The following is a 22,072-nucleotide window of genomic DNA, read 5'->3' on the forward strand; positions in this document are numbered from 1 at the left end:
GAACAAGTTGTTATACCGAGTTCAGGCTACATAGCCGAGCGCCAATTTTGCACTCGGCTTTTCACGTTAGGCTTTTAAGTATTCTTGAAAACGGCTTTCGAATTTTGCAATTTTAGGGGCGATTAAGATACTGCAATAGCCTTGATTTGGGTTTTCGGCATAATAATTTTGATGATATTGCTCAGCCGGGTAAAACTCACTTGCAGGACTCACTTCTGTAACTATTTTCTCACTTAGCTGCGGTTGTAGTTTATTGATATGATGCTGCGTTTGCTGTTGCTGCTGTTCGTTGTGATAAAACACCACGCTACGGTATTGAGTGCCAATATCATTACCTTGACGATTTAGCTGGGTTGGATCGTGCAATGTGAAGAACATATCGAGCAAAATTTCAAAGCTGATGATATCGCTATCAAATTGCAGCTGAACGACTTCAGCATGACCACTATCACCTTGGCATATCAGTTGATAGCTGGGATTATCCATATGGCCACCAGTGTAGCCAGAATGCACAGACTCGACGCCATTGACGCGACGAAATGCCGCATCAATGCACCAAAAACAGCCACCACCAAAGGTTGCGGTTTGTAAATTTGCCATTTATACCTCCTGTTCAGGATGTTGTTGTGACTGCGTCTCCAAGCGTTTAGCTGTCTCTTCTGGAGATTGCGTCTTCTTAGCTAGTAACGTATAGGCAGTTGGGATCACAAACAAGGTTAGAATGGTTGCAACACTGACACCAGCAAAAATAACCACACCGATGACCATGCGGCTTTCGAATCCTGGACCTGTGGCAAAAACGAGCGGAATAGAGCTCATCACGGTCGTTAAAGACGTCATGATGATAGGCCGTAAACGCTGTGCCGCGGCATCCACAATAGCCTGCTCAAAAGCAACGCCTTTATCACGGAGCTGATTGGCAAATTCAACAATTAAAATACCATTTTTTGCGCTCAATCCGATCAACATAACGATACCGATTTGGCTGTAGATATTCAGCGTGCTATCGGTGAGGAATAAACCATACATAGCACCAACTAACCCGAGCGGCACTGTGAGCATGATCACCAGTGGGTGTACAAAGCTTTCAAACTGTGCAGCCAATACTAAGAAGGTGACGGTGAGCGCAAGAATAAATACATAGGTCATTGCAGAGGCGCCCTCATAAAACAGCTGAGACTCACCCTTATAGTCAATCGCACCGTCAATATCGTTTTCTTCAGCTGCCACTTTGTTTAAAAAGTTGAGCGCTTGTTCTAGCGTGTAATCGCCAGCCAAGTTCGCGGTGATAGTGATAGCACGCATACGGTTGTAGCGATTTAAGCGTGATGCTGTCGCTTCTTCTTTAATGGTGATCAAACTATCTAATGGTACTAGCTCATCGCTACGAGACTTTACATAAATATCAGAAATATTGTCTGGTGCAGAGAAGTCGGCTTTGGTCCCTTTTAAGATCACGTCATATTCTTCACCACGATCTATAAATGTCGTGACTCTACGTTGCCCGAGCATGGTTTCTAATGTTTGACCGATAGCGCTTACCGACACGCCTAAGTCGGCAGCTTTGGTTTTATCAATGCTAATTAAAAACTGTGGGAAAGTTTCTTTATAGTCGTGATCAAGACGAACCAATCCTTTGTTCTCCCGTGCACGCTCTAAAATGCGGTCTCGCCATGCCGCTAGCTCATCATAGTCGTTCCCTTGGAGTACGAATTCGATAGGGCGTGAGTTACCGCCACCACCGATCCCACGGCGCATAATAGCAAAGGCGCGGATGTCGGTTACATCTTGCATTTTGCCACTGATCTCATCCATTACTTCCCAAGTGGAGCGTTTGCGTTCATCCCAATCAGGCATACCAATAATGGCAACCCCCCCTTGGCCACCCCAACCAGGAACACGAATAAGTACGCGACTTAGCTCCTCGGAGTCGACGTAAGGCAGCAGGCGCTCCTCAATTTTCGCCATATTCTCAGAGTTATTTTCATAACTTGCGCCTTCGGGGCCATTCATCATTACAAAGAATGTACCACGGTCTTCTTTAGGCGTGAGCTCTGATGGAATTTGCTTAAACAGGCTATAACTGGTGAATCCAGCCAAAGCTAGCATTAGGATAAGGCTGTATTTACGCGATAGGTTATCTTGTAAAACTCGACGATACCCTTGCTCAAGTCGTCCAAATTGACGGTCCATCCACTGGCTAAAGCGGTTTTCCTTATTACTTGGTTTTAAGACTTTTGAACATAAGGCTGGAGATAATGTCAGTGCCGTAATACTTGAAAACAGGACCGCCGCACTCACGGCAAATGCGAACTCAGTAAATAGGGCACCAATACGGCCATCCATAAAGACCAAAGGCACAAATACGGCAACCAGAACAAGTGTGGTGGCAATAATTGCAAAACCTACTTCTCGGGCACCTCGATAGGCTGCGAGCAATTTAGGCTCACCCAGCTCTATACGGCGATAAATGTTTTCTAACATCACGATGGCATCATCTACCACTAAACCGATGGCAAGTACCAAGGCCAGTAGGGTCAACAAGTTGATTGAATAACCCATCGCAAGTAAAAACATAAACGTGGCAACGAGAGCAACGGGCACAGTAACTGCCGGAATAAGAGTCGCTCGAATATTGCCAAGGAAAATATAAATGACTAAAACCACCAACGCCATTGCTATGGCGAGAGTACGATATACTTCAGTGATGGATTCGCGAATAAAAATAGACGAGTCGTAGCTGTCTTGAATGGTGGTGCCTTGAGGCAGGTTACGTTTGATTTTTTCAAGCTCTTTACGCGCGTTATCAACAACTTCTAGCGTGTTGGCTTTGGCTTGTTTGACGATACCAAGACCAATCATATTTTTTCCGTTTCCACGGAAGGTGCTTTCGTCATCTGCAGCTTCTAGTATCACCTCGGCTACTTCTCCTAGCCTAACTAGATAGCCTTGATCACCGCGTTTGATCACTAGGTTGTCAAAGTCTTCTTGGGTTTTATAGCTTCTGGCAATACGCACTGAAAAATCGCGATCAATTGACTCTATTTCACCTGCGGGTAGTTCTACGTTTTCTCTACGTAACACCTGCTCAATATCACTGCTGGTGATCCCGCGAGCGGCCATTGCTTTGCGGTCGAGCCAAATTTTCATCGCATATTGGCGCTCGCCACCAATACGAACATTCGAAACGCCATCAACAACGGCTAAGCGATCGACGATAAAGCGTTGAGCATAATCAGATAGTTGCAAAGTATCCATGGTTTCACTGTTCAGTACAAACCAAGCGATGGGGCTCTCATCACTGTTCGATTTAGACACCTCTGGCGGCCTAACTTGCTCTGGTAACCTGTCTAATGCGCGAGAAACACGCTCACGTACATCGTTTGCGGCAGCATCAATGTCGCGATCAATATTAAACTCAATCGTGATATTTGATCTGCCGTTACGGCTACTTGAGTTAATACTTTTAATGCCCTCAATGCCCGATATGCGGTTTTCCAAAACTTGGGTTATCTTGGTTTCTACGACTTCCGCTGAGGCTCCAGTGTAGTTAGTACTTACACTGACAATAGGTGTTTCAATATCTGGGTACTCACGTAATGGCAGCATGGTAAAAGCGACTAAGCCAAAGGTAAGTAGTAATAAGTTTATTACGATCGCGAAGATCGGGCGTTTCACCGCCGTATCTGTGATTCTCACGTCGGCTTACCCCTTTACTTCAACTTTTGAGCCAGAGCGAATTTTCAGCGTGCCTTCCGTGATCACTTGTTGTCCTTCTACTAATCCAGCGTCTACCGCTACCCAACCGCTAAAACGCGTTTGCAGGTGTACTTCGCGCTGCTGTGCTTTACCTTCGTCGTCGATAACAAACACAAAGTGTTTGTCTTGTCTTGGAATGATGCTTTTTTCTGGGATGACCAATGCTTGTAATTTGGCCAGTTCGAGCCCCATATGTAGTAGCATGCCTGGGCGTAGTTTATAGTCTAAATTGGTAAAGCTTGCCGTGACCCGAACAGAGCGAGTTTGTTCGTTAATACGGGGGTCTATGTGTGACACCTTACCGCTAAAAACTTGATCAGGGTAGGCTTCACTTTGTGCATTGACTTGCATATCAAGCTTTAGCTGCGCTAAGTATTTCTCAGGCACCTGAAAATCTACTTTGATAATACTTATGTCGTCAAGTGTCGTGATCACGGTATTATTATTGACAAAGCTACCTATAGAGACATTTCGCGTACCCAATAAGCCATCGAAAGGGGCATAGATAGTCATTTCGGCTAACTTAGTTTTTGTAGCCTCCAGCTGAGCTGTGAGCGTATCGACCTTAGCTGATTGCGCCTCCAGCTGAGAGCGCGCTGCCGACTGAGTTTTAGCCAAATCTTTCAAGCGATTCAGCTGTCTTATCTCTTCTTTTAATGTGACCTTGAGCGCTTTAATATCTAATTTTTCTTCGGCATCACGTAGCTGCACCAACTTGTCGCCTTTTTTGACTACACCACCGTCATCAAAAAAGAGTGCCGATACATAGTCACTCTGTGCGCTTGTGACGTTAATGGCTTGATTTGCTCTCGCCGAGCCAATAGAGTGAACAGCAATAATGCGTTCTTCCTTTGCAACCGTGTGGGCTTGAACTGGTGTGGCCGAAGCTGAGTTGCCACTTACTTTGCCTTGAGACTCTGGTAAATACAAATAGCCGCTAATGGCGACTAGCACTACAATAATAAAAGGAAACAGTGCTTTTCCTGATTGATGACGCATAAAGGTAACCCAGATTATAATTTGTCTCTAGTTTACAAAATTAAAGGCTATCAAGATCGGCGGCATATCCTATAAATTTGTGCGTTAAACGAAAATGTAATTCAGATAGAGTGTTTTTACCTAAATTAGTTATTATGAAGCGTAGTCATTCATGTAAACAATGTATCACAATACGTAAATTGGTAGTGTGGGCGATCATCATGTACTTCTTTTACATTTGGTATACGCATGCTTGAAGCAAAGTTACGTGCAACGGCAAACAGGCACGGCGTTGAGTTTATGCTAGTTGGTGCAATTGGCCTAGTTGTGATCATGGTGTTTGTCAATTTGCGCGGGACACCTATTACTATTTTAGAAATATTTATTGCTAGTGCTATGCTGCTGGCAATATTTATTGGGTTTCTTAAAAGCCAGCAGCCTTTCTTTAGTTTATACTTTACCGAACAAGAGTTTAGGTATGTACACAAGTATGGAGCTTGGTCACTTTCCATTGTAAACTTCCATTCCAGCGGCATTCCGAAAGTCCAACAAGGTCTTGAAACACTTGAGTTAAATACAGTTGGTATTAAACTTAATGATATTGATGAATTTTTAATTAACTTGACCCCAAGGCTGGCAGGCAAATTGCTCATTGAGCAGCGGCATATTTTTTTACAAGCTGTTAAAATGAATTGCGAAAATGGCAACTGCCCGTCGGAATGGTTGATAGAAGAAACGCATTATCGCTCTAAAGCTGGATTAGAGTACACCGGCCTGATGGCGATGTTTGCGAATCGGATGGACAATTTAAAGACGGTAACGGGCTATGATTTATTAGTCCCCGCTACCGCTCTAGACAGGGATATTTGGCAATTTTCAGTGATGTTAAACCGCTGGAAACTTAACCCTAAAGAGGTGGTAAAAGCATTGTTAGAAGAACAAACCACCTACTGAAGATGTAACAGGATACACCAATATGAGCGTAGAAACGGCCTATATTAAGAGTGGGCGTAATACCATTATTCATAAAGAAAAGAAGCTAGATCTTGTGATTGTCAATGGTGAAGCCCACCCAAAAATCAAGGTGACGGCAACTGGTTTGGTGCCTTTTAAGGAAGAGTTACCTAAAAATCGCAGAGAAGCCAAAGAGCGCTACCTTGAAGTGGTTCACGTTTCAAGTATTGATGTTTTTGGTGAGGTAAAGCGTTTGCTGTTTATCCAAGCCTTGGATGGTCGTGAATATAAGGTTGATTACAGTAAGATAGGAACTAAGCTATTCGTCCGAATACATCAAGAAAGTTATTTATAACTAAAAAGGATTAGTATGAATGCGTTGAAGGTTGGCGGGGCGCTACTAACACTGATCTTAGCCGGGTGTGGCGGAGGGTCTAGCAGCGAGCCAAATCAAATTAGTGTATCTGTCAATGCTGGCGAGGATCAGTCGGTGGTAGAGAAGGCCGAAGTGACCTTAAATGCCTTGGGATCTCCTGCAGGTGGTACGTTTAATTGGCAAGTGATCTCTGGCACGACGGTTGAAGAATTTCCAATCACAGAGCAGCAAGCTACCTTTGTCGCGCCAGATATAAAAGCCAAGGTGGACTTAGTGATTCAAGTGGACTACGTCGCACCTGGTGGCAGTGTTGCGAGTGATAGGGTCACAGTCAGCATAGAGTCTAATAACCAACTTCCAATTCCTAAAATAACGCAAACTGCACCGGAAACATTACCTGCGAGATACAAAGACACGATCACCCTCAGTGGCGCAGAGTCATCTGATCAGGACGAAAATGGCCAAATAGTTGCCTATCAGTGGCAGCAGGTTAGTGGTCCAGCAACCGTTCAAGCTGATAGTTTAACTAGTACAACGCTTTCGTTTGTACACCCTTTACTAGATACCTCACAAGATTCCGTTTGGCAACTTACTGTAACCGACGATGAGGGAGGGCAAGCAAGCATTGAATTCCCTGTGAGATTGTTAGCCAATACGGAAGTGGTCATAGCAAATGCTGGAAGCGATCAGCAAGTACAAGAATATGATCAAGTAACATTAGATGGTTCGAACAGCGATTCCGTCTCTGGCCAAAAGCAATGCCTATGGCGACAAGTCACGACGGGCACTCAAGTTTCACTGAGCTCGACAACAAACTGCACCACGACCTTTACGGCGTTAGATCAAAATATTCTAGCAGAGGTTGAATTTGAGTTGACTGTCACAGACACTCAAAATCGCTCAGCGACGGACACGGTACTGATTGATATTCAGAAAAAGCCATTGGGTAAACTAAATGATAGTGGTCAAGCTACCTGCTATGATAATACGTCTGCCATTACGTGTAGTGAGACCCAATTTAGTGGTCAAGATGCCCAACGTGGTCGCGATAACTTTGCTGCGCAAGTTGCAAAAGAGGGAAGCGGTAGCGTTGGCTTCGACTTTACCAAGCTCGACCGTTTTGCCGATGAGCTGCCAGACGATGCAACGGATTTTGCTTGTGTCCGAGATAACGTGACTGGGCTTATCTGGGAAGTGAAAGAAGCGACGGCGGGCATTTTACCTAATACGTCAATACGCAATGCTCAAAATAGCTACAGCTGGGCGCTTGAAATTGACGGCACTTTTGCTGAAGGGAGTGTACAAGCCGCGGCAAACACGACGTGTCCGCAAGATAGTCATTGTGGCATTCAGGCATTAATCGATGAAGTGAATAATCCCGCCATTGGCGAGCAAAGCTATTGTGGTGGTAACAACTGGCGCTTACCCACCTATATGGAATTACTTGGCTTGTTGCATTATGGTAGCACAAGCTCCACTATGCTTGACGAAGCATTATTTCCTAACCTACCAAGTTCAACTATTTTAGGACATCGTTATTATTGGACTACACAGTCAAGCTTAGATGGTAATGGCGGTACGCTTAGGAGAGCCTACGTACTGGACATGGATACTGGCAATGACCTTGCATTCGAAAAGTCTAGCAGTGCGTTTGTTCGGTTGGTGAGAAACCAATAAGGAGAGGGAATATGAAACTAATTACAGGAATATTGCTTACTTTGATCTTTGCCTCTATTTGCCAAGCTCAGACTTGCGTTGATACAGGGATTAGTACCAGCCGTTTCACTGTCAATGCGGATGGTACAGTATTAGATAGTGAAACGGGATTGATGTGGCAGCGCTGTAATTATGGGCAAAGCTATAATAGCAGTTCGCAAAGTTGTGAAGACAATGCGCAGCAGTTAACCTGGTCGCAAGCACTGACGGTGGCGCAGCAAGACAACTTTGCAGGCTATACAGATTGGCAGCTACCCAACGTGAAAGAGCTCGCTAGTATTGTTTTTCATCAATGTGTTACACCTGCGATTGATATCAACGTATTTCCAACCACTAAAAGTAATAACTACTGGTCTGCGACGACCTATGGTAGCCAACCAGAATTTGCTTGGGTGTACCAGTTTGCTGATGGGAAAAATAACCCTACAGTTAAAACAGCCGACGCTTTTGTTCGTCTTGTGAGATACTATCAATAAGCATTTTATTGATAGTATCTTTGGCAGCTAAAAACGCTAAGTAAGACCTGCTTCGTTATTTCCATCCGTCTAAAATCACTTTGGGATTGTTTGATCTTTTGGTACTCTCCGAAAGCGTCCCTATCGTTATTCTTACTTTGCACACAGGAGGCTTTATGAATAGATTACTTAGCGTGATAGCCTTGTCTTGTGCCTTAATGAGCACCTCTGTTAATGCAAAAAATAAATGCGATGTTGAGCTTGGTCACGGCCTGATTATTACCGACAACGAAATTCGTATCGTCGATGATGGTCAGACTCGGATCCAAATAAATAACGATAGCCAGCTTTTTATTCTAGGTCGTTGGATAGAGTTAGACCCTGAGGGAGAAGCCGTGGTGCGAGAGTATTCATTGGGGATCCGAGATACCGTTCCTGAGTTGGTTAACTTAGCGACAGATGGAGTAAACTTGGGACTAAGCGCGATTGAGCAGGTTGTTGAGGGGATGTCGGACAAAGAACCTGAAGTACTTAAAACTCAACTTCAGTACGTTGAACGTGCACTTATGGATAAGTTTAAGCGTGGTGACGATTTCTTTTTCATTGCCCCTCAGTCGTTATCAAAAATTGATGATTTCTTTACCAAAGAGATCAGTCAGAAGATCCACTCTGCCGTACATGGCTCACTGGGGTCTATTTTGGTGTCGTTAGGTGATGCTTTTAAATCCCGTGAAGGCAATATAGAAGATCGCATTAACGACATGGGACAACGGATGGAGATAATCTCAAAAGAGATAGATAAGTCTCTGCAAAAGAAAGCCCACCAGCTAGAGGAAAAAGCCGAAGAGTATTGTGAGTGCTTAAATTCTTTGGATAAAACAGAAGAAAAGCTACAACGTATTGTGCCACAGCTAGTTGCTTACGACCTAGTGCAGATCCGTTCATAAGCCGTAACAGCGCTTGGCATTTTCTCGGCTGAGTTTGTGCCAAGTCGATGAATTGCCAATTACATTAAAGTAATCTTGCCACACTTGCCAATAGCTTTTTTGCATCAGCGACACTGGATAATTTGAGCCAAGCATCAAGCTTTCTTCACCCGCATGCTCGATAAGATGATGTAGCCAAGTCGCTAAAGGCAGTGGATTGGCTAACATTTCCAGACCTGAGCATTTGATCATAACATTATCGAGTAAACTAATACGCTTTAAGACATCCTTAGCCATGTGCTCATTGTCAATAAACCCTGCATGGTTAAAGACCAAGGTTAGCTGATTATGTTGCTCAGCAAGTGTTAGTAGCCGCTCAATTTCCCCATCATGTTGAAACGCTAGCTGCGCTTCAAAATGAAGTGCTTGCTTGGCGAGATAAGTGAGATTTTCACCTAGCCAAGGTGTGTGCAATCGTTGGCTGTCGTTGCCTTCGGTAATATCCCTAATAGCCACTAAGCTTGGATGTATTAAGTTATCGATTGCCTGCCTAAATTGCGCCGGTGGTGCATCGATTGGAGCATAGCCTACGGCTTTATATGGGAAAGGAGCGAGCGTTTGAGCAAGCCAATGTAGCTCATTCACAGGGTGCTGATTATCGAAGCCTGCTTCAACATGGATGAGTGCCTCTAATGCAAACTGCGGATGTGGGGGAATACTTGCAAGGTGGTGGCTTTGCCTGATTTTATCGAGGTTTTGCCAAGCTGGTGGATGATGCTTGAGCCAAGAATATTGACCTGTCGCTAAATCAAAAAAATGTAAGTGACTATCAATAATCTTTAGGCTCATTGGCATATTCCTTTACTGAGCAGTATATCCGCCGTCGATACTTTGCAAGCTACCAGTAATAAAGCCTGCTTCTTCACTTAATAAAAAAGCGACCAGCGCAGCAACTTCTTGTGGTTGCCCTAAACGGCCTATCGGTTGTAATGCCGCTTCTTCAGCAACCACTTCAGCTTTATTGGCACCACTGCGTTGGCAGTAGCTATCAATGGCTTGATGAAACAAAGGCGTTTCTATGGTGCCAGGGCATACTGCGTTGGCGCGAATATTAAATTTGGCGTAATCCAGAGCCGTTGTTTTGGCCATGGAAGCAAGTGCAGTCTTACTGAGGTTATAAGCAAAAGAGCTTGTTTTGCCAATCAGCGCTTGGTCAGAAGACATCAACACTATACTACCTGTACCTTGTGCTTTCATACTAGGGAGTACAGCTTGGATCGCTGCATAGGCGCCTTTTACATTTAATGCAAAAAGTGCATCTAAGGTGGCTTCGTCGGTTTCTTCAATGGTGGCGCTGAGGTGCTTACCAGCATTTGAAACTAGCGCGTCAACTCGGCCTGCTTCTGCCACTATTTCAGCGATAACCGATTTAACTTCAGAGACTTGACTGACATCACAATGGCGATAAATACCTTGCTCGCTTGGTTGAATGTCGAGGTTGTAAACGGTGTAATGTTGCGATAGCAGCTTACTGACAATGGCCTCGCCAATGCCAAAGCTGCCACCAGTTACGATGGCAACTTTTTTCATCATTAGTGTCCGCAGCCGCCTTCAGCGTGAACGTGACCGTGTGAAATTTCTTCAGCGGTTGCTTCGCGTACTGAAAGGATCTCAACATCGAAAGTCAGTGTTTTACCTGCAAACGGGTGGTTCAAGTCGCAATCTGCGTTGAAGCGACCAACTTTTACCACTTTAACTTGGTGGCGACCTTGGTTTGAATCAACAATGGCAGTCATTCCTGGTTTCCAGACTTTGCTGTCGCCAAGGCCTTGTAAGTGCTTGATTGGAATGCGTTGCACTAAGCCTTCTTGATACTCGCCATATGCCTGATCGGGCGTTAAGGTTACCGTGAAACTATCGCCACCCGTTTTACCTTCTAGTTCGCTTTCAAGACCAGGAAGCATGCCTTCAGTACCGTGCAGATAGTTTAGTGGCTCGCCATTCTTGCTTGATTCGATTTGGGTGTCACCTTCGTGAAGTGTGTAGTGAAACTCTACCACTGTGTTCTTTGCAATTTGCATAAGTAAACCTTAAATAACTAGTCTTAGGCAATGCGTCGTCGCACTAGCCTGTAAAGGCTGTAGTTTACGTGAGTGCACTTCTTTGACGCAAGTTTATCGGGGCTAATTTGGTGTTTCATCTTGTCCTGGCTTGCCATGGCGCAATAGGGACTGAATTGCTTCAATGCTCGATACGGGCTGTTTACGAAGTGCAGGGGAGTTAGGGGCACTTGCTTTGGGAGCTGGCAGTAGCACCATTAGTACTTTACCGGGCTTCAATAAGCTTTGAGCAGTAATGGAATTCCAGTTTAAAAGGTCTTTGACGGCTACCCCATAATGACGGCTGATAGTCCACAAGGAGTCGCCTTGTTTTATGGTGTGGTGATGTTCAACCTGAGGAAGTGGTTTAACTTTTATCTCTTCAATGTAGGGGCTGATCTCATAATCCACTAGCAAATCGAGCTGACCTTTGTTTTCTGAAATCATTAGCTTTTCTCCCACCCTAATGAAATCAGATTCTTTATTGTTTAGTGCCTTAAGCGCTTTAACGCTCATACCAGCATTCAAAGCGATCCGATACAGTGTATCGTTCGGTTTTACGGTGTATCCTTGGCTGAAATGTTCTCTGAAGAAAGCGCTTTTGAGCAGCGTTTTTTCCGAAAGTGGCAATAAAATTTTATGAGGGCCATTAGGAGAACTGCGGTGTTTTAAAAAGCCCGGGTTTAATGCGTAGAGTTGACGTTTGTTGATACCGCTTAGCTTTGCGAGCTGATTCACATCAAATTGCTGACCAATATCAAGTACCGACGTGGTTGCTTTATTGGCGAGACTTGGAATAGTAAAGCCTTTTGGTGCGGTTTTGAGCAAATGGCTGAGTGCTAGCAGTTTTGGCACATAATCAGCGGTTTCTTTGGGTAATTTTAGATGCCAAAAGTGAGTGGACTTTCCAGCCTTTTTGTTTCTGGCAATGGCTTTTTTAACGCGTCCTTCGCCACTGTTATACGCAGCAATCGCATGTAACCAGTCGCCTTGAAAACGTTGGTGTAAATATAGTAGGTAATCCAGCGCAGCATCAGTGGATGCTAAAACATCTTGGCGACCGTCGTACCATTCATCTTTTTTTACGCCAAAGTGATAGGCGGTTGCATCAACAAGTTGCCAAACGCCCACGGCATTTTGCTGCGATTTAGCGTTTGGCCTAAAGTCGCTTTCGACAAAGGGGAGTAAGGCAATTTCCATAGGTAGACCTTTACGCTCTACCTTTTTAACCACATGGTAAAAATAAGGCGCTGCCCGGCGATTGACCACATTGAGATAATGCGGTTGAGACAGATACCAGTTAATACGTTTATCTAGCCTTGGATGGGAAGCCGTATTAAAACTGAGCTTTGTGCGAACATGTTGCCACAGGTCGTCCTCTTTCATGGGGGCTTTGACCGTTTGAGCTGCGGTGTTTTTCGCTTTTGGTAACGGAGCTGGAGCAGCGGGCTTTTCGATGGGCACAGTCGTAAGAGAGACAAAATTGCTTGTCTGCTCACCTGTGGACTGCTACTGCTTTTACAGCCAACGAGAAGTGCTAACAGCATTAACCCACTCAGCTGTATTAATACTCTGTTCATCCTTTAACTATACCGAGAGGTTAGATTTTATTCAAAGTTTGTTTGTTGCTGAAAGTGATGCCATTGCATGATAGCCCGTTGCTGCATTTGTTTGTCGGGATATAGCGTCGCCAGCTTTATCGCTACTTGTTGTGGATCTTGTAGTGGCAGCAAAGAAAAAAACTGAGCTGGCACGGCGAGCATGTCAGGCTTATAGGGTTTGTCGCTTGCAGGTAAAACCCAGTCTAATGAATAGCGAGAAAAGTGCCGAATGGCTTGTTGCCATTTGGGCCAATGCGCAAGATGCGCAAGCGGAACTTGGTCGACGCTGTAACCTGCAATGAGGCCTTTTACGTCAGGTAGATACAGGCTAAGGTCGTTACCGCTAAAGCCAACCAGTGGTGCTAGCTCTACGTTGATCTCTCCAAGGTTTAGTGTCGCTGAGTTTTGGGTGATCGTGCTGCTGGCTGGAGCCAACGTCGCGAGTTGCTTCCAAGTCGCTATTCGTGCTTTGGCGAGCGCTAATTTTTCTTGCCAAACAGGTTGTTGCGCTTCGTCGAGAGAGGCGATACGTTGCTGACTAAGCTCAGTGCTTTGCTCAAACAGTGCCAATTGTGCTTGATAAGCTTGCTTTAATGCATCACTAGAGATGGGGATGGGAGTTATCCACTTTAACTCAGGGTAGGCGTGTTTGAGTAGGACAACACTGGTATCTTGTTTGATATCAGCATGTAGCGACACAGCATAGCAAAGGGGCACGGTGAGCCGCTGTTTAAGTTCAGCGATCAACGCTTCTGTGGTAACGAGATCGCCGTGTATCGAAGCCAACAATGCGCAATGCTTGCCAATCACCACAGCTTGATTTGGTTGCAGGGTTTGACGCTTGCCTTGAATAAAATAAACTGCATCGTTTACTTTATGAAACTGATGAGAAGCGGCGGCAATGCTATGAAAGCTTGCCACCAGCATGATGGCTGACCAAATAAGCAGAGTACAGGATAAAAAAGACTTGCTGCTACGTGTCGACATTATTCGCCCGATGATTGCGTTAATTTGTCGATGAGTGTGGAAACCATATTGGCGTCTTGTTGCTGTTGTGCTTCCAGTGCTTGTAAGTCATGACAAAGATGAAGTGCGGCGAGTAGAAGTGCATTATGGTCGTTGCGAACAGTGGAACGTTTACGCATTTCTTCTACGCGGCGATCTAAAAGCGCTACGGCGTTGTGTAGCGCTTCTTCTTGGTCTGGCGCACATGCAAATTGATGTGACTTACCAAGTAACGTCACTGTTACTTGGTTATTCTGCTCAGACATTAGCTAGCCTGTTGTGTTTGCAACTTATCAAGTAGGCCAGACAAGGATGAACTAAACTCTTTTTGCTTTTCTTCGCTCTCTAGCATTTCTAGCTGTAAAGTTTCATTTTCATCGATGAGTTTTTGATTTTGTTCTTTCAGTGCCGAAACTTCCGATTTTAGCTGGTTATTTTGGCTCAAAAGTTGGTCAATCAACTGGTCGAGTTTCTGGAGATCTTGGTTATTCATAAATGCGCTCATATGACTGTGATTTGTCATGCAAATGTAAAACAAAGCGGCTAAGGATGCTAGTGTTTACGCGACTTTATACTGATTTTTCTTAACTTTTAAGAGATAATAAGGATATTGGAATATTTTGTTCAGAAGTGATTCAGTCTAAAGTTAAAAATTGATGAATTACTGTTCACTATTAATACAGCTTGGCAATGGCTGAATTACTATCACTCTTTCTTGCAAGGCAGGTTTATGCTTAGTTACAGACATTCTTTTCATGCAGGCAACCCTGCCGATGTAATCAAACACTTAGTATTGGCCCAAGTGTTGTCATATATGGCTAAAAAAGATAAGCCCTTTGATTACGTGGACACGCATTCAGGGGCGGGTTTTTTTGAGCTTGCCAGTAGCGATGCTCAAAAAACGCAAGAGTACTTACAGGGGATTGCTAAATTATGGGATTACTCTGGCTCTGTGAATGCGATTCACGATTATGTGGCGCTGATCAAATCCTTTAATGAGCAGGAAAAGCTAAGTCACTACCCAGGCTCTCCTAAAGTGGCTGAGCACTTTTTACGCCGCCAAGATAAAGGCTGGTTTTTTGAACTTCACCCTAAGGATTTGGATTTATTACAACAAAATACGGCTCATAAAAAATCGTTACGTGTAACGGGGAGCGATGGCTTTAAAGGCTTACTTGGATTAGTACCTCCTGCTTCTAGAAGAGCATGTGTACTTATGGATCCTCCTTATGAAATTAAGTCAGACTATGATGTTGCGGTGAAAAGTATTGTCAAAGCGCACAAGAAGTTTGATTCTGGGGTGTACATGATTTGGTATCCGGTGGTCGACAGAGCGCGCATTGAGGCAATGGAGTCGGGTTTAATTGAAGCTGGAATTCGTAATATTCAGCTATTTGAATTGGCAACTCAAGCTGATACTGAAGAAAGAGGGATGACAGCGTCAGGAATGATAGTGATTAATCCACCTTGGACACTAAAAAAGACCATGGATGAAGTGTTGCCAGAGCTAGTATCACTGCTTGCTGAAGACGAAGGGGCGTTTTATCGCAGTATCCAATTGGTTGAAGAGTAATAACCGCCATAAACAGATGCAGTGCATTAAGTGCAAAGTACAACAAAGTAAACTGCTAAGCTGACTAAAAGAGTAAGCTTACAGAAGCTTAGCAGTTTATCTCGGTTACTTTTTGACGAACTTCGTTAAGATTACGATGTTCTGGCCATCAACGCGACCTTCAATGTGTTCTGGGTTTGAAGGTGATAGGCGAATATTACGCACTGCAGTACCACGTTTTGCTACTAAGCTGCTGCCTTTCACGTCTAGATCTTTGATTAGTGTTACTGTGTCACCTGCGTTTAATTTCACGCCATTGCTATCTAAATGCACTAGGTCGTCGTCCTCAGCGAGTGCTTGCTCTGCCCATGCGCGTGTATCGTCTTCGAGGTAGAGCATATCTAGCGCGTCTTGCGCCCAACCATTATCAGCTGCTAAGCGTTTTAGCATACGGTATGCTACTACTTGAACCGCTGGCACTTGACTCCACATGCTGTCATTTAAGCAGTGCCAATGATTGGCTTGCAAATCTTGTTGGCCTTCTACTTGTGGCTTACATTGGCCACAAAGAAAAACACATTTATCAGAATGCGCTTCGGCGACAGGTGGTACTTCATAAACCTCTAGGCCTTCCGTTGAAGCACATAATTCACATTGATTGTTACTGCGCTCAGCAAGCGCGGCAGCGATAGTCATAATGATTTCCCAAGCTGTAAAAGCGCTATTATATCAAATTGAGCCAGTAGCGGCGTGTCTTAGGGTATAAAATTCTTATAAATTGCCAATTTTATGAGTTGGTAACTGAGCAATATATCGTTGTTCGATTTTTTCAATCTCGCCTGTCTCTTTTAGGTCTGAAATTGCACCGTTGATTTTGTTGAGTAGATTTTCATGCTTTGACAGTAGGCGCAGAGTTAACATGCCCTCGGAGTGAATTTGTTTGAAGCTAAAGGGGATTCCTAGTTTTTCAGACCAGTGTAGTGCGGGTAAGTCACCGATAATAATATAATCGATACGCTTTATATGTAGCGCTTTTAACAACTCTTTTTCTGAAGCAAAGTCGATACGATCGAAGTGGTTATCATCATGATAATAATAGCCTCGGACTGTGCCAACTTCAGCGCCAGACAGAGAGGTTATCGGTGGCTGGGAGGGGCGAGTAACTATGTACTCTCGAATGGCTAAAATCGGTTCAGAGTAAACAAATTTCTTATCTTGTTTTTGTGCTGCTTTGAGCCAATCTGGACTGATGATATCAAAGTCAATTTGTTGCTTTTCGAGATAAAAATTAGTGCGCTTGGCGGGCAGCAACAGGTTCTCGCCTTGGATTTCTGCTCGGCTTAAAATTGCCTCAACTAAATCTGGAAGAATGCCAGGGGCATCTTCACGATGTGTAAAATAGGGGTAAAAGCTCCCTGAGCCACTTAAACTATACTTTAAGTAGGGTAGTTGCTCGGCGTTACTTAAGCCTGCGAAAGCGAATAAGCAAGTGATTAAAAAATGCTTCATAGGGTCATCTTAGCTTACGTTTTCTGAAATAGGCAAGGTAAGGAAGGGGCGAGCAAACTGGCATAGTTAAAATTAAATTCTACTATTTATAGAGTTAGTCGAATAATTTGATAACTTTTAATTATAGGTATTGTAAAATAGAGAAACTTTTTATTGCCCGGGGCGTAGCCATATTATACGCTCTTGAATAGGTGGTTTCCTTTTCGCCCTTAAAGGATACGAATGTTAATGAGTGGTCCAGTGACTGAAATACGCAATTCAGCGGTACAGTACATAGCACGGCAGGCTATTTTACGGCCTGATCAGGAAGTTTTCGCTTATGAGCTGCTATACAGAGACTCAGATAATAATGCGTTTCCTGTTGGTGTAAGTGATGGCCAAGCTACTGGGCGGATGTTTTTTAACTCCTTGATGTTTATAGGTGTTGATCGACTAGCTGCGGGGCAGCTTGCTTTTATTAACCTCTCTGATGAATCACTCTTACAAGAGCTACCCAAGCTCCTTGCACCACAAAAAATCGTAATTGAGATTGTTGAGCGGTCAAAGGATATTCCTTCTTTGGTAAAGACCGTGAGCAAATTAACAGAAAAAGGTTATCGCTTTGCGCTGGATGATTATGATGGTGATGCTAAGTGGGAACCTTTATTGAAGCTTGTCGAGTTCGTTAAAGTTGAGGTAGAACAGCCGATCATTAAAACCAATATGGCGGTAAAACGGCTCAAGCGTCAATACCCAGATATTAAAGTGATAGTCGAGCGCATTGAAACCAAAGAAGAGTTTGAAATCATTAAATCTTCTGGTGCAGATTATTTCCAAGGCTTCTTTTTTGCTAAGCCAGAAATGCTCAATCATGGCAATGTCGAACCTTCGAAAATGGTAGTTTTTCAACTGCTGCAAGCGACGGCCAAGAAATCACTGTGCTTTAAAGAAATACAAACCCGAGTGAGTAAAGATCTTAGCTTGACGGCAAGGTTGTTAAAGTTGGCTAATGCCAGAGCGGGGGAAGACAGATTAGAAATTAAGTCTATTTCTCAAGCCGTGGTTTATTTAGGTGAAGACGCCATTCGTCAATTCGTTAAGGTTTTAGCATTAAGTGAGCTGGGTTCTGATAAGCCTAGTGAGCTAACCAGAATGGGGTTAGTTCGAGCTAAGTTTGTGGAAACCTTCTTAATGCCTGGTGGCGAAGAAATGGCAGAAACGGGCTATTTACTTGGGCTAATGTCTATCTTAGATGTGATCCTTGATGTTGACTTGTCGGTTATTGCTGCTGAGTTTTCGCTAGACAATTCGTTGTCTAGCGCCTTGTTGAGCTATCAGGGCTTGTTAGGCGGAGCGTTGCGCTTAGCATTTGAAATAGAACGCAACGATTGGCAAGAGGCTGAGCTTATCTTACAAGCAATAAGACCAGCGACACCAACAAACTATTTATATGACATGGCATTATCCAGCCGTGCATATGCTGACGACATTTTATCTATTGTTGTTGAAGACCTCGAATAATCCACGACGGTCAATGCAGCAATGTTTCAGGATTAAAACGTCAGCTGAATATTGACAGTTTTTAGGTACTGTTGTTCTTGTTCTAAATCTGCTTGAAACAGTGAGTGAGACTCTAACCAGTCGCTCGCAATATGCAAAGTGAGTGTATTATCGACTGCACTGAGATTAAGTTCAGGTAACTGATCTTGCTGACGCTTTTGGTTCACTAATACACTTAGGCGAAATACCGCTAGCAAGCGACTAAACTGGTCTACTTCATCTTCAACGAGTTCTGATAACTCTGCTACTTTGATCTTTTTGCGATAGAAGCGGATCAATGCACTAAGCCTTGATTGTTGTGTCTGAGTAAACCCAGGTAATTGACTATGCCTAACGATGTAGGCGCCGTGTTTGTGCATGCCCGATGAATTAATCGCAAGGCCAACCTCGTGCAACTTGGCTGCCCAACATAGCATTTCTAAATCGTAGGATGACACCGACCAACTGGTTTTTAGTTGTGAGGCAAAAAGCTTAATGGTTTCACAAATGTTATCGGCATGCTGTTTGTCTACATTGTAGTGATCACAAAAAGTGTTAATGGTGCGGGTGCGAATATCAAACTCTTCGGTTTGATGCATCTCAAATAGTAAGCCTTCTCTGAGTGCATACTCGCTAAAGCGCATACATTCGATATTTAATTGTCTAAATAATGCGATTAGCACGGCAAGACCACCTGCAATACTAACCTTTCGCTCTTCAGGGAGTGATTTTAACGTGACCTTGTCGATGTGCTCGGCATCAACAAATACTTGTTTAATCTGTTCAAGCTTTGTCAGTGTGATCTCGTCATCTGGCGTCAGCTCGCTCACCATTGCAGCTATTGCTTTGATTGTTCCAGACGTGCCGATGACTGTATTCCAGCCAAGTTTTAGGTAACTGGCGGTAATACTTTCGATATGTTGCTCGGCTTTGATCTCCGCTTTTTTAAAGCGCTTGGCTGATAACTTACCATCTGCAAAATAAGTTTTGTTCATGGTGACGCAGCCAACATTGCGGCTGCTTAAGAGTTTATGAGTAAGATGCTGTCCAATGACCAGCTCTGTACTGCCACCGCCAATATCAATCACTAAACGATTGTGTGTATCATGTTCATGATTGGCAACGCCTTGGTAAATGAGGCGAGCTTCTTCTTGACCAGAAATAACGTTGATTGGATAGGGAAAAACTTGCTTAGCTTTGGCGAGAAAGTAGTTGAGGTTTTTGCAATTTCGTAAGGTATAGGTCGCTACGACCTGCACCGATTCTTTAGGAAATTCATGTAAGGTGGTTGCAAACTGAGCCAAGGTATCTAGTGCTCGGGTGATGGCTTCATCACTTAGGTTAAAGTCATCATCTAAACCCGCTGCGAGATAGACTCTTTGTTTCTCTTTGTGGAGGAGTTGAAGGCGACCATCTACTTCTCTTGCTACAACAAGGTGAAAACTATTTGAACCTAAATCCACTGCGGCAATGGAAGGGTAGTCGCGCATACATTGTTCCTCAAAAGTTATTCTTTCGCTTCATTTAACTGGTGCAACTCCCATTTTTTTAGATGGTCGTAAATGGCAATTTGAGAGCGAATTTTTTTACGGTTACCACGGCGAACGTACAGATTCTTCTGTTCTGCGTCAATCACTCTTGCTTTGGTACGGTCTTTAAACTGCAATTCTATAATATCGATAATGAGTTTTTTCAAATGCTCTGCATAAATCGGCGTTCCTACTTCAACACGATGATCTAGGTTGCGGGTCATCCAGTCTGCTGAGGAAATATAAACTTTTTGATCGCCATTGTTCTCGAAGATCATCACCCTTGGATGCTCTAAAAAGCGATCGACGATACTGATGATTTTTATGTTATCGCTAAAGTGCGCAATCCCGGGGATTAGTGCACACATACCGCGTACAATCAGGCGCACTTTCACGCCTTTGCGGGATGCCTCGTAGAGCTTGTCAACGAGTTGTTTGTCAACTAAATTATTGATTTTTATGGTTACCTTGCCTGACTTCCCTTGTTCAGCATGATTAATTTCATCATCGATAAGCTCAAGAATTCTGCTACGGGCATTAAGTGGAGAGATCATTAAGTGATCGAACTTAAACGGCAAGTAGCTGCTTTCGATAAAACGAAAGACACTGTCACATTCTTCTGTAATATCTGGATGTTTGGTAAATAAACTAAAGTCAGTGTAGATCCGAGCCGTTTTTTCGTGGAAGTTCCCTGTGCCTATATGAGCGTATTTGACGATTTTCCCTTTTTCTCGACGATGTACTACACAAAGTTTACTGTGTACTTTTAGCGCTGGGATCCCAAGCATCACTTTGATGCCATACTCGCTCATCAGCTTTGCCCACTCGATATTATTCTGTTCGTCAAAGCGCGCCTTAAGCTCTACCATTACGGTGACCTTTTTACCGTTTTTTGCAGCACTGATCAAAGACGCTATCAAGCGAGACTGTTTCGCAACGCGATAAATGTTTACCTTAATCTGGGTCACTCGAGGATCGAACGCAGCTTGGCGCACATACTCCAGCATATGGTTAAAGGTATGATAAGGATAATAAAGCAAGATATCTTGCGCTGAGATGGCCCTAAACACACTGCTATATTTGGCAAAGGCTGAGCTTTTAAGCGGGGGTAAAGGTTTGTTCTCTAGATAGCCGCGGCCGACGTTAGGAAATGAGATAAAGTCTCTAAAGTTACGGTATCTTCCCGCTGGGATCATGGCGTCTTGCCCCGTGACCCCTAAGCGCTTTTTCATTAGTTTGAGCATTTCATCCGGCATGGACTCTTCGTACACGAGGCGCACAGGCTCCGCATATAAACGCTGTTTAAGGCCCTTGGACATGGTATCTAGTACGCCTTCTTCAAGCTCGTCGTCTAGGTTATATTCGGCGTCACGGGTGAGCTTCATCGAGTATGCGTCTATCCGCTCAAACTTGAAGAAGCTTTTGAATACATCGGCGATAAAAAAGCGCACGACATCGTCGAGTAACACGATGGTTTTATGTCTCCGTGTTTTCTCAGGTGGTAGTTGTACGAAACGATTGAGTCGATCTGTCGGCACTTCCAAAAAGGCATGATGTTGCTTTTCACCATTAAGCTCAACAAACAGATAGGTCATGGTGTCATTGATGTTGTCTGAGTAATCCTTACTCTCATTGATCATCATAGGTAACAGGTGAGGTAAAACTTGATCTTTAAAGTAGTTTGCCAGCCAAGTTTTGTGAAAATCAGACAATGCTTCGGGTTGCTCAATATGAATATTGTGCTCGTTCAAATCTTTTAAAATTTGGTCGTAAATCGCGTTGAACTTTTTCCCGAGCTCCAATACCTTTTTTTGAATATCGGCAAGCAGGGCTTCATCTTCATCAAAATTGGTATCTGGCAGGTTATTTAGCAAGATCCTACGCTTGACGTCAGCAACACGCACTTGGAAAAATTCGTCTAAGTTGTTGGAGAATATACCAAGAAACCGGATCCGCTCGATGATCGGGTTGGCTGGGTCTTTGGCTTCTTGCAAAACGCGTTCGTTAAAAGAAAGCCAACTTAATTCTTTGGCAAAGTACGTGATAGTTTTATGCTCTGGAGATACGGCCTGCATGGTTCTTTCCATAGGTACAG

The 22,072-nt window shown here is 43.9% G+C and carries 21 protein-coding genes; 7 read left to right on the plus strand and 14 right to left on the minus strand.

Annotated features, from left to right (window positions below; all coding sequences use genetic code 11):
- Positions 1 to 66: 66 nt before the first annotated feature.
- The 3 genes from msrA to CEX98_RS12330 are packed head-to-tail and all read right to left on the minus strand — an operon-like array spanning position 67 to position 4,758.
- Entirely contained in the window at positions 67 to 600 is a 534-nt protein-coding gene (msrA, locus tag CEX98_RS12320) for a peptide-methionine (S)-S-oxide reductase MsrA (RefSeq protein ID WP_099642363.1), read from the minus strand.
- The gene (locus CEX98_RS12325; RefSeq protein ID WP_099642364.1) at positions 601 to 3,699 is read right to left on the minus strand and encodes an efflux RND transporter permease subunit; all 3,099 of its coding nucleotides are present in this window, start codon (positions 3,697 to 3,699) and stop codon (positions 601 to 603) included.
- A 6-nt stretch (positions 3,700 to 3,705) separates the two neighbouring features.
- Positions 3,706 to 4,758 (minus strand): efflux RND transporter periplasmic adaptor subunit, encoded by a 1,053-nt coding sequence (locus CEX98_RS12330; RefSeq protein ID WP_099642365.1) that lies wholly within the window; start codon positions 4,756 to 4,758, stop codon positions 3,706 to 3,708.
- 228 nt (positions 4,759 to 4,986) lie between these two features.
- On the opposite strand from CEX98_RS12330, the gene CEX98_RS12335 reads away from it, so the two are divergent.
- From CEX98_RS12335 to CEX98_RS12355, 5 genes are all read left to right on the plus strand, one after another.
- Positions 4,987 to 5,691: a DUF2982 domain-containing protein gene (locus CEX98_RS12335; protein ID WP_099642366.1), complete on the plus strand. Its 705-nt coding sequence runs from the start codon at positions 4,987 to 4,989 to the stop codon at positions 5,689 to 5,691.
- A 22-nt stretch (positions 5,692 to 5,713) separates the two neighbouring features.
- The gene (locus tag CEX98_RS12340; protein WP_099642367.1) at positions 5,714 to 6,046 is read left to right on the plus strand and encodes a hypothetical protein; all 333 of its coding nucleotides are present in this window, start codon (positions 5,714 to 5,716) and stop codon (positions 6,044 to 6,046) included.
- Positions 6,047 to 6,061: 15 nt separating this feature from the next.
- The gene (locus CEX98_RS12345; protein WP_099642368.1) at positions 6,062 to 7,744 is read left to right on the plus strand and encodes a DUF1566 domain-containing protein; all 1,683 of its coding nucleotides are present in this window, start codon (positions 6,062 to 6,064) and stop codon (positions 7,742 to 7,744) included.
- 11 nt (positions 7,745 to 7,755) lie between these two features.
- Positions 7,756 to 8,259, plus strand: coding sequence for a DUF1566 domain-containing protein (locus CEX98_RS12350; protein ID WP_099642369.1), 504 nt, complete (start codon positions 7,756 to 7,758; stop codon positions 8,257 to 8,259).
- 155 nt (positions 8,260 to 8,414) lie between these two features.
- A complete protein-coding gene (locus tag CEX98_RS12355; RefSeq protein ID WP_099642370.1) occupies positions 8,415 to 9,185 on the plus strand; it encodes a YggN family protein in 771 nt (256 codons plus the stop codon).
- Here the strand turns inward: CEX98_RS12355 and CEX98_RS12360 are convergent.
- The 7 genes from CEX98_RS12360 to CEX98_RS12390 all read right to left on the minus strand — a co-directional run bounded on the left by CEX98_RS12360 (position 9,180) and on the right by CEX98_RS12390 (position 14,362).
- Complete coding sequence (locus CEX98_RS12360) at positions 9,180 to 10,013, minus strand: amidohydrolase family protein (RefSeq protein WP_099642371.1); 834 nt, start codon at positions 10,011 to 10,013, stop codon at positions 9,180 to 9,182. The genes CEX98_RS12355 and CEX98_RS12360 overlap by 6 nt on opposite strands.
- A gap of 12 nt (positions 10,014 to 10,025) precedes the next feature.
- The gene (locus CEX98_RS12365) at positions 10,026 to 10,754 is read right to left on the minus strand and encodes an SDR family NAD(P)-dependent oxidoreductase (protein WP_099642422.1); all 729 of its coding nucleotides are present in this window, start codon (positions 10,752 to 10,754) and stop codon (positions 10,026 to 10,028) included.
- A 2-nt stretch (positions 10,755 to 10,756) separates the two neighbouring features.
- A complete protein-coding gene (locus CEX98_RS12370; protein WP_099642372.1) occupies positions 10,757 to 11,245 on the minus strand; it encodes an FKBP-type peptidyl-prolyl cis-trans isomerase in 489 nt (162 codons plus the stop codon).
- Positions 11,246 to 11,347: 102 nt separating this feature from the next.
- Positions 11,348 to 12,649 (minus strand): LysM peptidoglycan-binding domain-containing protein, encoded by a 1,302-nt coding sequence (locus CEX98_RS12375; protein ID WP_242441693.1) that lies wholly within the window; start codon positions 12,647 to 12,649, stop codon positions 11,348 to 11,350.
- A 221-nt stretch (positions 12,650 to 12,870) separates the two neighbouring features.
- A complete protein-coding gene (locus tag CEX98_RS12380; protein ID WP_099642373.1) occupies positions 12,871 to 13,851 on the minus strand; it encodes a hypothetical protein in 981 nt (326 codons plus the stop codon).
- On the minus strand, positions 13,851 to 14,135 hold the full coding sequence (locus tag CEX98_RS12385; RefSeq protein WP_099642374.1) for a cell division protein ZapA: 285 nt from the start codon (positions 14,133 to 14,135) through the stop codon (positions 13,851 to 13,853). Before CEX98_RS12385 ends, CEX98_RS12380 begins: the two co-directional genes overlap by 1 nt.
- Positions 14,135 to 14,362, minus strand: coding sequence for a hypothetical protein (locus tag CEX98_RS12390; RefSeq protein ID WP_010374211.1), 228 nt, complete (start codon positions 14,360 to 14,362; stop codon positions 14,135 to 14,137). Before CEX98_RS12390 ends, CEX98_RS12385 begins: the two co-directional genes overlap by 1 nt.
- Positions 14,363 to 14,599: 237 nt before the next feature.
- Between CEX98_RS12390 and CEX98_RS12395 the strand changes: the two genes are divergently transcribed.
- Entirely contained in the window at positions 14,600 to 15,442 is an 843-nt protein-coding gene (locus tag CEX98_RS12395) for a 23S rRNA (adenine(2030)-N(6))-methyltransferase RlmJ (protein ID WP_099642375.1), read from the plus strand.
- Positions 15,443 to 15,547: 105 nt separating this feature from the next.
- Here the strand turns inward: CEX98_RS12395 and CEX98_RS12400 are convergent, their stop codons facing one another.
- Positions 15,548 to 16,117, minus strand: a complete 570-nt coding sequence (locus CEX98_RS12400) for a PhnA domain-containing protein (protein WP_099642376.1) — start codon at positions 16,115 to 16,117, stop codon at positions 15,548 to 15,550.
- Positions 16,118 to 16,192: 75 nt separating this feature from the next.
- Positions 16,193 to 16,930: a substrate-binding periplasmic protein gene (locus CEX98_RS12405; protein ID WP_099642377.1), complete on the minus strand. Its 738-nt coding sequence runs from the start codon at positions 16,928 to 16,930 to the stop codon at positions 16,193 to 16,195.
- Between the two features lie 222 nt (positions 16,931 to 17,152).
- Here CEX98_RS12405 and CEX98_RS12410 point away from each other — a divergent pair, with 222 nt between their 5' ends.
- Positions 17,153 to 18,430 (plus strand): EAL and HDOD domain-containing protein, encoded by a 1,278-nt coding sequence (locus tag CEX98_RS12410; RefSeq protein WP_099642378.1) that lies wholly within the window; start codon positions 17,153 to 17,155, stop codon positions 18,428 to 18,430.
- A gap of 32 nt (positions 18,431 to 18,462) precedes the next feature.
- On the opposite strand, the gene CEX98_RS12415 is transcribed toward CEX98_RS12410, so the two are convergent.
- Entirely contained in the window at positions 18,463 to 19,938 is a 1,476-nt protein-coding gene (locus CEX98_RS12415) for an exopolyphosphatase (RefSeq protein ID WP_099642379.1), read from the minus strand.
- 17 nt (positions 19,939 to 19,955) lie between these two features.
- Positions 19,956 to 22,052, minus strand: a complete 2,097-nt coding sequence (ppk1, locus tag CEX98_RS12420) for a polyphosphate kinase 1 (RefSeq protein ID WP_099642380.1) — start codon at positions 22,050 to 22,052, stop codon at positions 19,956 to 19,958.
- Positions 22,053 to 22,072: the final 20 nt, after the last annotated feature.

The organism is Pseudoalteromonas piscicida (assembly GCF_002744175.1).
GTDB lineage: Bacteria > Pseudomonadota > Gammaproteobacteria > Enterobacterales > Alteromonadaceae > Pseudoalteromonas > Pseudoalteromonas piscicida_B.

Bases quoted from the DNA above. Each gene is read 5' to 3' on its own strand.
- msrA (WP_099642363.1), bottom strand. From the start codon at position 600: ATGGCAAATTTACAAACCGCAACCTTTGGTGGTGGCTGTTTTTGGTGC.
- CEX98_RS12330 (WP_099642365.1), bottom strand. From the start codon at position 4,758: ATGCGTCATCAATCAGGAAAAGCACTGTTTCCTTTTATTATTGTAGTG.
- CEX98_RS12335 (WP_099642366.1), top strand. From the start codon at position 4,987: ATGCTTGAAGCAAAGTTACGTGCAACGGCAAACAGGCACGGCGTTGAG.
- CEX98_RS12340 (WP_099642367.1), top strand. From the start codon at position 5,714: ATGAGCGTAGAAACGGCCTATATTAAGAGTGGGCGTAATACCATTATT.
- CEX98_RS12345 (WP_099642368.1), top strand. From the start codon at position 6,062: ATGAATGCGTTGAAGGTTGGCGGGGCGCTACTAACACTGATCTTAGCC.
- CEX98_RS12350 (WP_099642369.1), top strand. From the start codon at position 7,756: ATGAAACTAATTACAGGAATATTGCTTACTTTGATCTTTGCCTCTATT.
- CEX98_RS12355 (WP_099642370.1), top strand. From the start codon at position 8,415: ATGAATAGATTACTTAGCGTGATAGCCTTGTCTTGTGCCTTAATGAGC.
- CEX98_RS12360 (WP_099642371.1), bottom strand. From the start codon at position 10,013: ATGAGCCTAAAGATTATTGATAGTCACTTACATTTTTTTGATTTAGCG.
- CEX98_RS12365 (WP_099642422.1), bottom strand. From the start codon at position 10,754: ATGAAAAAAGTTGCCATCGTAACTGGTGGCAGCTTTGGCATTGGCGAG.
- CEX98_RS12370 (WP_099642372.1), bottom strand. From the start codon at position 11,245: ATGCAAATTGCAAAGAACACAGTGGTAGAGTTTCACTACACACTTCAC.
- CEX98_RS12375 (WP_242441693.1), bottom strand. From the start codon at position 12,649: ATGAAAGAGGACGACCTGTGGCAACATGTTCGCACAAAGCTCAGTTTT.
- CEX98_RS12380 (WP_099642373.1), bottom strand. From the start codon at position 13,851: ATGTCGACACGTAGCAGCAAGTCTTTTTTATCCTGTACTCTGCTTATT.
- CEX98_RS12385 (WP_099642374.1), bottom strand. From the start codon at position 14,135: ATGTCTGAGCAGAATAACCAAGTAACAGTGACGTTACTTGGTAAGTCA.
- CEX98_RS12390 (WP_010374211.1), bottom strand. From the start codon at position 14,362: ATGAATAACCAAGATCTCCAGAAACTCGACCAGTTGATTGACCAACTT.
- CEX98_RS12395 (WP_099642375.1), top strand. From the start codon at position 14,600: ATGCTTAGTTACAGACATTCTTTTCATGCAGGCAACCCTGCCGATGTA.
- CEX98_RS12400 (WP_099642376.1), bottom strand. From the start codon at position 16,117: ATGACTATCGCTGCCGCGCTTGCTGAGCGCAGTAACAATCAATGTGAA.
- CEX98_RS12405 (WP_099642377.1), bottom strand. From the start codon at position 16,930: ATGAAGCATTTTTTAATCACTTGCTTATTCGCTTTCGCAGGCTTAAGT.
- CEX98_RS12410 (WP_099642378.1), top strand. From the start codon at position 17,153: ATGTTAATGAGTGGTCCAGTGACTGAAATACGCAATTCAGCGGTACAG.
- CEX98_RS12415 (WP_099642379.1), bottom strand. From the start codon at position 19,938: ATGCGCGACTACCCTTCCATTGCCGCAGTGGATTTAGGTTCAAATAGT.
- ppk1 (WP_099642380.1), bottom strand. From the start codon at position 22,052: ATGCAGGCCGTATCTCCAGAGCATAAAACTATCACGTACTTTGCCAAA.